This is a genomic window from Pseudonocardia sp. SID8383, from assembly GCF_009864975.1.
Taxonomy (GTDB): domain Bacteria; phylum Actinomycetota; class Actinomycetes; order Mycobacteriales; family Pseudonocardiaceae; genus Pseudonocardia; species Pseudonocardia alni.
This window is the reverse complement of the sequence record NZ_WWFY01000179.1, coordinates 1-6961: the sequence shown is the minus strand read 5'-3', so window position 1 is coordinate 6961 and position 6961 is coordinate 1. Positions and strand designations below refer to the sequence as shown.

9 protein-coding genes are annotated in these 6961 nt (G+C 74.1%); 5 read left to right on the top strand and 4 right to left on the bottom strand.

All coding sequences use genetic code 11. The annotated features are described in order from the left end of the window. Window positions 1-336 (top strand): hypothetical protein (locus GTW08_RS04440; RefSeq protein ID WP_237453533.1); only part of this gene is annotated, 336 nt, incomplete at its 5' end. A 102-nt stretch (window positions 337-438) separates the two neighbouring features. After that, window positions 439-1065: a TetR/AcrR family transcriptional regulator gene (locus GTW08_RS04435; RefSeq protein ID WP_062400521.1), complete on the top strand. Its 627-nt coding sequence runs from the start codon at window positions 439-441 to the stop codon at window positions 1063-1065. Window positions 1066-1095: 30 nt separating this feature from the next. Here GTW08_RS04435 and GTW08_RS04430 read toward each other — a convergent pair whose 3' ends face one another. Continuing rightward, window positions 1096-2007, bottom strand: coding sequence for an alpha/beta fold hydrolase (locus GTW08_RS04430; protein WP_073578319.1), 912 nt, complete (start codon window positions 2005-2007; stop codon window positions 1096-1098). 14 nt (window positions 2008-2021) lie between these two features. Further along, a complete protein-coding gene (locus tag GTW08_RS04425; RefSeq protein WP_073578318.1) occupies window positions 2022-2936 on the bottom strand; it encodes an AurF N-oxygenase family protein in 915 nt (304 codons plus the stop codon). Between the two features lie 162 nt (window positions 2937-3098). Between GTW08_RS04425 and GTW08_RS04420 the strand changes: the two genes are divergently transcribed. Together GTW08_RS04420 and GTW08_RS31475 are read left to right on the top strand one after the other, a co-directional pair. Beyond that, on the top strand, window positions 3099-3728 hold the full coding sequence (locus GTW08_RS04420) for a TetR family transcriptional regulator (RefSeq protein ID WP_083659134.1): 630 nt from the start codon (window positions 3099-3101) through the stop codon (window positions 3726-3728). Continuing rightward, complete coding sequence (locus GTW08_RS31475; RefSeq protein WP_073578316.1) at window positions 3725-4042, top strand: DUF4873 domain-containing protein; 318 nt, start codon at window positions 3725-3727, stop codon at window positions 4040-4042. The genes GTW08_RS04420 and GTW08_RS31475 overlap by 4 nt, the downstream gene beginning before the upstream one ends. A gap of 78 nt (window positions 4043-4120) precedes the next feature. On the opposite strand, the gene GTW08_RS04410 is transcribed toward GTW08_RS31475, so the two are convergent. After that, window positions 4121-4351, bottom strand: a complete 231-nt coding sequence (locus GTW08_RS04410; RefSeq protein ID WP_073578315.1) for a DUF3107 domain-containing protein — start codon at window positions 4349-4351, stop codon at window positions 4121-4123. A 105-nt stretch (window positions 4352-4456) separates the two neighbouring features. After that, window positions 4457-5113 (bottom strand): ferritin-like fold-containing protein, encoded by a 657-nt coding sequence (locus tag GTW08_RS04405; RefSeq protein ID WP_020625914.1) that lies wholly within the window; start codon window positions 5111-5113, stop codon window positions 4457-4459. A 455-nt stretch (window positions 5114-5568) separates the two neighbouring features. Here GTW08_RS04405 and GTW08_RS04400 point away from each other — a divergent pair. After that, on the top strand, window positions 5569-6961 hold a 1393-nt coding region (locus GTW08_RS04400; RefSeq protein WP_346009849.1), incomplete at its 3' end, for a DEAD/DEAH box helicase.

The window sequence follows — 6961 nt, the reverse complement described above, 5'->3', positions numbered from 1 at the left end:
GTGGAGCTGGTCCCCTGGCCCGCCGCCGACGGGGCCGGACCCGGGTCCGCGGACGGCCCGGACGACGTTCCGGACGCGCGGCCGGACCCGGTCGTGGTGCCCGCACCCGGATCGGAGAGGATCTGCGCCCGTGGCGGCCCCGCGGAGGTGGCCGCCGCCCTGCTGATCGCCCGCCGTGCGCGGGCTCAGGTCCGCTCGTACGTCCGTGCGGCCGTGGTGCTCGCCGTGGCCGGCGTGGTCCTCGCCGTACTGGGGACGCCCGCGGTCGTGGTGGCCGCCGTGCCGGTCCTGGGTGCGCTCGGGCTCGCCGCCCGGGGCCCGCACCGCCGATCGTGAGAGGTTGTCACCCTTCTGCGGAGAAGCCCGTTCACGGATCGTTCGTCAACGCGGTTACCTGCTAGTAGGGTATTCCCACGACGGGTGAGAGGTAGGGGGCCCATGACCGGAACCGCCACGCCACGGGGCGCACGACTGTCCCGCGGTGCGCGGCGCGCCCAGCTGCTGCTGGCCGCCCGCGACGTGTTCGCCGACCAGGGCTACCACGCCGCCGCGATGGACGACATCGCCGAGCGGGCAGGCGTCTCCAAGCCCGTGCTGTACCAGCACTTCCCCGGGAAACTGGAGCTGTACCAGGCGCTGCTCACGACCTACGCCGAGGAGCTCGTCGAGCGGGTCTCCAACGCCATCGAGCGGACCGAGCACAACAAGGAGCGCGTGCAGGCCGCCGTCGCGGCGTACTTCGACTTCGTCGCCGGCGAGGGCAAGGCCTACCGCCTGGTGTTCGAGTCCGACCTGCGGGGCGACCCGGAGGCCGCGGCGCTGGTGGAGAGCGCGCTGGACCGCTGCATCGACGCGGTCGCCGGCGCGGTCACCACCGACGCCGGCCTGGACCAGGACCGTGCGCGGCTGCTCGCCGTCGGTCTCGTCGGGCTGAGCCAGGTCGGCGCCCAGTTCTGGCTGGACTCCGACCAGCGGGTCCCGCGCGACGAGGCCGTGGCGCTGATGGCCTCGCTGGCCTGGCGGGGCATCGCCGGGTTCCCGAAGCAGGGCCTCGACCAGATCTGACGACCCGGCCCCGGCGGCGGGGCGAGCGGCTCAGGCCGCCTGCTCCGCCCCGGCGCGGCGCACCAGCGCGGCGATCCGGCCGGTGACCCCGCCGACCCGCTCCACCGGGAGCATGTGCCCGGCGCCGGGGAACACGGTCAGCTCGGCGCGCGGCAGGCTGCGATGGATCCGCCGGGCGAACCGCGGCGGTGTGAGCCGGTCCCGGGTCCCCACGAGGATCTCCACCGGCAGCGACGAGAACGCCGCCAGCGCCTCGTCGCGCTCGTGGCTGGTGAGGGTCGGGGTGAACCCGGAGACCGTCGTCGGGCGGCAGTCGGCAATCGCCTCGCAGGTCGCGCGGACGGCGAGCCGGTCCGGCCGGGTGCCGAGCAGCAACGGCTGCAGCCCGGCCCGCAGCAGCGTGGGGTGGGTCGACAGCGACCGGCGCCCGGTCCACAGCGGGCTGACGGTCACCTTGTCCTTGCCGGCCAGGAACATCTTCGCGGGCCGCCCGGTCATCCCGAGCGTCGCCGCCGCCCCGAGGCCGCCGCTGGCGGTCGCGACGAGCGCGACACCGGTGACCCGGGACGCGACGAGGTCGGGGTGGCGCTGGGCCAGCGCCATCGCCGTCATCCCGCCCATCGAGTGCCCGGCGATCACCAGCGGCCCGGTCGGGGCGAGCCGGGTGATCACCTCGGCCATGTCGTCGGCGAGGACGTCGAGGGTCTTGAGCTCGTCGGGGGTGTCGTCGGAGCGGCCGTGCGCGCGGTGGTCGTAGCGGATCACCCGCGGCGCGGGGCCGCCGCCGGGCGCACCGACGGCGAGGGCGTCGGCGACCGGGGCCCAGCAGCGCTCGTCGAGGGTCCAGCCGTGCGCCAGCAGCACCGTGACCGGCGCCGACTCCGGGCCCGAGACCCGGGCGAACAGGCCGGTCCCGTCACGGGTGACGATCCGTGTACTCATCGCGGGATGCCTCCTCAGATCAGGTGGGCGCGCTTCCACAGGGTCTCCGTCGGGCCGCCGACGATCCCCTGCTCGCGCAGGAACGGCACGAGCTTGCGCGAGGACCAGCGCAGCATCTCGTGGTGGTGCGGGTTGGCCAGCGCCGCCTTCCGCCCGACGGCCGGATCGATCCCGACGCTGCGGTACACCTCGGGGTGGACGAGGTTGCGGGCGACGACGAACGCGATCCGCGCGGTGAGGTAGCGGGCCCAGGCGCGCTCGGCGCGGTTGGTCCTCGGCATGATCCGCTGCAGCTCCTCCCGGGCGTAGCGGACGTGCCGCGCCTCCTCGGTGACGTGAATCTTGTTGATCATGCGGGACAGCGGCTGGACGCGCTCGTCGCGCATGCCCTCCCGCTGGAGCTGGTCGAGGATCTCCTCGACGTAGAGGGTGCCGGCGAACATCGCCGGGCCGGTGCCGATGGTCTTCATCAGCCGGCCCTGCTCGTGGGTGAGCCGGCGCGGGGCGTAGTCCGGCACGCCGTAGCGCTCGGTCGCCTTGGCGAACATCATCGAGTGCCGGCACTCGTCGGCGATCTCGACCAGCGCGTACTGGATGTGTGCGCGACGCGGGTCGCGGTCGTAGGCGTAGCGCAGCAGCATCTGCATGAGGATCATCTCGAACCACAGCCCGATCCGGACGACGCTGCAGAACTCGTGCACCGACAGCGTGATCCGCTGCTCCTCGGTCAGGCCGTCCCACAGCGGCGTGCCGTAGAGCGACACGCGCTCGGGGACGATGCCGTACCTGCCCTCGACCAGCGGGGCGTCCCAGTCGATGTCGATCGACGGGTCGTAGGAGGTCGTGACCGAGCTCTTGAGCAGCCGTCGGGCGGTGTCCTCGCGGTCGGCGAGGTTGGTCTTGCTGCCGGTGCGGGCGGGAGCGCTCATCGGTCGCGCCTTCCTGCTGGGAGGGGCCTGCGGTGGCGGGTTCCACACCCGGAACCCTTGCTGTTACCGCCGGTAACGGTTACCACTGGTAACGTGCCCCAGGACACGAGGGATGTCAAGCCGGACGCGCGCAGCCGCCGACGGGAGGAACGGCGGACCGAGATGGTCTCCGCCGCAGTCGAGGCGATCCGCGAGCACGGCCCGGGGGTCTCGGTCGCCCAGATCGCGGCCGCGGCCGGCATCACCAAGCCGGTGCTCTACCGGCACTTCGCCGATCGCGCCGACCTGCAGCGGGCCGTCAGCGAGCACGCCGCGGACATGCTGATGCAGCGGATCTACCCGGTGCTGGCGATCGATGCCGAGCCGATCGAGCACGTCGCCGCCGTCATCGACGCCTACCTCGGGATGATCGAGGACGAGCCCCAGCTGTACCGGTTCGTCGTCGCGAACCCGGCCGAGCCGGTGCCGGGCGCCGAGATCGCGCAGGACGTCCGCGGCCAGATCGGCGCCCTGCTCACCACCCTGTTCGGGGAGCGGCTGCGCGCCGAGGGCCGCGACTCCGGCGGCGCCGAGGCGTGGGCGCACGGGATCATCGGGATGGTCCAGACCGCGGGCGAGTGGTGGCTGGAGCGCCGGACGATGAGCCGTGACGCGCTCACCAACTACCTGTCCGCGCTGATCTGGGGCGGGATCGCCGGCGTCGCCGGGATCGACTCCCCCACCGCGAACGCCGACATCCTGCGGCTGGTCCCCGAGCCGCAGGTGCACGACGCCTCGGGGCGCGACCGGTGAGCGGCGATCACGACGAGGGCTACCGCGGGCCCGCCACCCTGGTGCTCGGCGGGGAGACCGTCGACGTCGAGGTGCTCCTCGACGCCCGGCACGAGCCCTTCGACGGCAGGCTCCACTGGTCCGGCCGGGTCGCCGCGCACCCCCGGCTCACCGCGCTGCTCGGCAGCCGCGGCGGCACCGCCGAGGTCCGGACGCCCGGGCACGCCGCCGTCGGCACGCTGTCCGAGCCGGACGTGTGGGACCGGTTCCGGATCACCGGCACCGGCAGGCCGCCGTTCGCGCTGGACGGGCCGCCCCCGCCGGAGACCGACTGACCCGCGCACACCGGCTCCGGACACGCGTCGGGCCCGGTCCCGCGGACGGGTACCGGGCCCGGACGACTCCGTGTGCGTTCAGCCGCTGAGGCCGAACCCGACCCGGCGCTCCTCGGTCGGGCCGATCTCCACGTACGAGATGCGGGCGACCGGGACGACGTAGCGACGGCCCTCGTCGTCGGTGAGGTCCAGCAGCCCGTCGTCGGACTTCATCGCCCCGCTCACGAGCTGGGCCACCTCGTCCGGCGTGCGGTCGCTGGACACCACGAGCTCCCGCGGGGTCTCCGCGATGCCGATCTTGACCTTCACCGGTGGTCCTCCCGATCCGTCACTTCTGATCACCTTGCCCTCGCCAGGCTAGTCCAGATCGGGCCGGAGCATCGGCGAGCCGGGAGCGGACCGCCGGGCCGGGGCTCAGGAGAGTCCGAGCCTGCCCATCCGGCGGCCGTGCGCGGTCTGCACCGTCCGGATGAGCCCGGCCACGCCGCCCTTCTCCCCCGAGCCGAGCACGATGAACTCGGCCAGCTCGTCGCGCTCGGCGACGACCCGCTGGGCGTGGGTGACGGCCTCGCCGAGCAGCCGCCTGCCCCACAGGGCGAGCCGGTCGCGCTGCGCCGGGTTGGCGGCGCAGGCGGCCTGCACCTCGCGCTCGGCGAAGGCGGAGTGCCCGGTGTCGGCGAGCACCCGCTGCACCAGGTCGCCGGTGCCGGGGTCCACCCAGCCCGCGACCTCACGGTAGAAGTCGGCGCCGAGACCGTCGCCGAGGTAGGCCTTGACCAGCGACTCCAACCAGCTCCGCGGGGCGGTCGAGGCGTGGTAGCTGTCGATCAGCGCGACGAACGGCGCCATCGCGTCGGCGACGGCGATCCCGCTGCGGCCCAGGTGGTCCTCGATGAGGCGGAAGTGGCCGATCTCGGCGGCCGCCATCGTCGACAGCTGCGCGCGGCCGGCCAGCGTCGGCGCGGCCCGGGCATCCTCGGCGAGCCGGTCGAACGCCGACAGCTCGCCGTAGGCCAGCACGCCGAGCAGCTCCACGGTCGCGGCCGTCGGCGCGTCGCCTCCAGTGGTCATGACCGTCACCCTAACCGGGCCGCACGGGCCCGCCGGGCGGCCCGCGACGGCCGCCCGGGCCACGGGGCGAGACAACTCACCACACCCGGCGACGCCCGCGCCGTCGTGTTCGCGCGCCGCGACGGGTACCATGCGGGCAGCGCGTCACCGGATTTCGGGCTCATGGAACTCCATGCGGACGCGCCCACCGCGCGGGGACCGGGTAACGGGACGAGCGGCCGACACGGCCGAGCACGTCTCACCGGGACCCGCACCCGAACTGGTGCGCGCAGCGCCTCGGCGGCTCTCCCGCCCGGACCGTCCCCGACGGCCCGGGGCCGGTCGACGAGCCACGCCACGGCTCCTGTGCGCGGAGAGAGGCGATCACACTGTCCCGAGTCGACAGCACCGACACCCCCGAGGCCGACCCGGGCTTCCTGCCCACCGGCATCACCCCCAGCGAGACCCCGCTCGGCGTGACCAACCCCGGCGGCGAGAAGCTCCCCCCGACCTTCGCCGAGCTCGGCGTCCGGCCCGAGATCGTCTCCGCGCTCGCGGAGAACGACATCGTGCGCACGTTCGCGATCCAGGAGCTCACCCTCCCGCTGGCGCTCGCCGGGGAGGACGTCATCGGCCAGGCCCGCACCGGCACCGGCAAGACGCTGGGCTTCGGCGTCCCGCTGCTGCAGCGGATCACCCCGCCCGGTGAGCGTGCCGCGGCCACCGCCGAGGGCGAGGCCGCCGACCGCACCAAGGACGTCCCGCAGGCGCTCGTCGTCGTCCCGACCCGCGAGCTGTGCGTGCAGGTCGCCCGGGACATCGCCGCCGCGGGCAAGAACCTGGGCGTGCGCGTCGTCGCCATCTACGGCGGCCGTGCCTACGAGCCGCAGCTGGAGGCCCTGCGCAAGGGCGTCGACGTCATCGTCGGCACCCCGGGCCGGCTGCTCGACCTCGCCGAGCAGCGCCACCTGGTCCTCGGCCGGGTCAAGGCGCTCGTCCTCGACGAGGCCGACGAGATGCTGGACCTGGGCTTCCTGCCCGACGTCGAGCGGATCCTGCGCATGCTCCCCGAGGAGCGGCACACGATGCTGTTCTCGGCCACCATGCCGGGCCCGATCGTGCAGCTCTCGCGCGCCTTCCTGACCCGCCCGACGCACATCCGCGCGGAGGAGGCCGACCAGGGCTCCATCCACGAGCGGACCAAGCAGCTCGTCTACCGCGCGCACGCGATGGACAAGGTCGAGCTGGTCACCCGGGCCCTGCAGGCCAGGGACCGCGGCCTGACAATGATCTTCACCCGGACCAAGCGGACCGCCCAGCGGGTCGCCGACGACCTCGCCGAGCGCGGCTTCGCCGCCGCCGCGGTGCACGGTGACCTCGGCCAGGGCGCCCGTGAGCAGGCGCTGCGCGCGTTCCGCGCGGAGAAGGTCGACGTGCTGGTCGCGACCGACGTCGCGGCCCGCGGCATCGACGTCACCGGCGTCACGCACGTCATCAACTACCAGTGCCCCGAGGACGCCAAGACCTACGTGCACCGGATCGGCCGCACCGGCCGCGCCGGGCGCGAGGGCGTCGCGGTCACGCTGGTGGACTGGGACGAGACCCCCCGCTGGAAGATGATCTCCGACGACCTGTCGCTGGGCATCGACGAGCCGGTCGAGACCTACTCGACCTCGGACCACCTGTTCACCGACCTCGACATCCCGACGACGGCGTCCGGGCGGCTCCCGCTGTCCGCGCGCACCCGCGCCGGGCTCGACGCCGAGTACATCGACTCCGAGGGCGACCACCAGGGCGCCCGCAAGCCGCGCGGCAGCCGTCGTGACGGCGCCGGGCGCGACGGCGGCGGCCGCGAGGGCAGCCGCGACG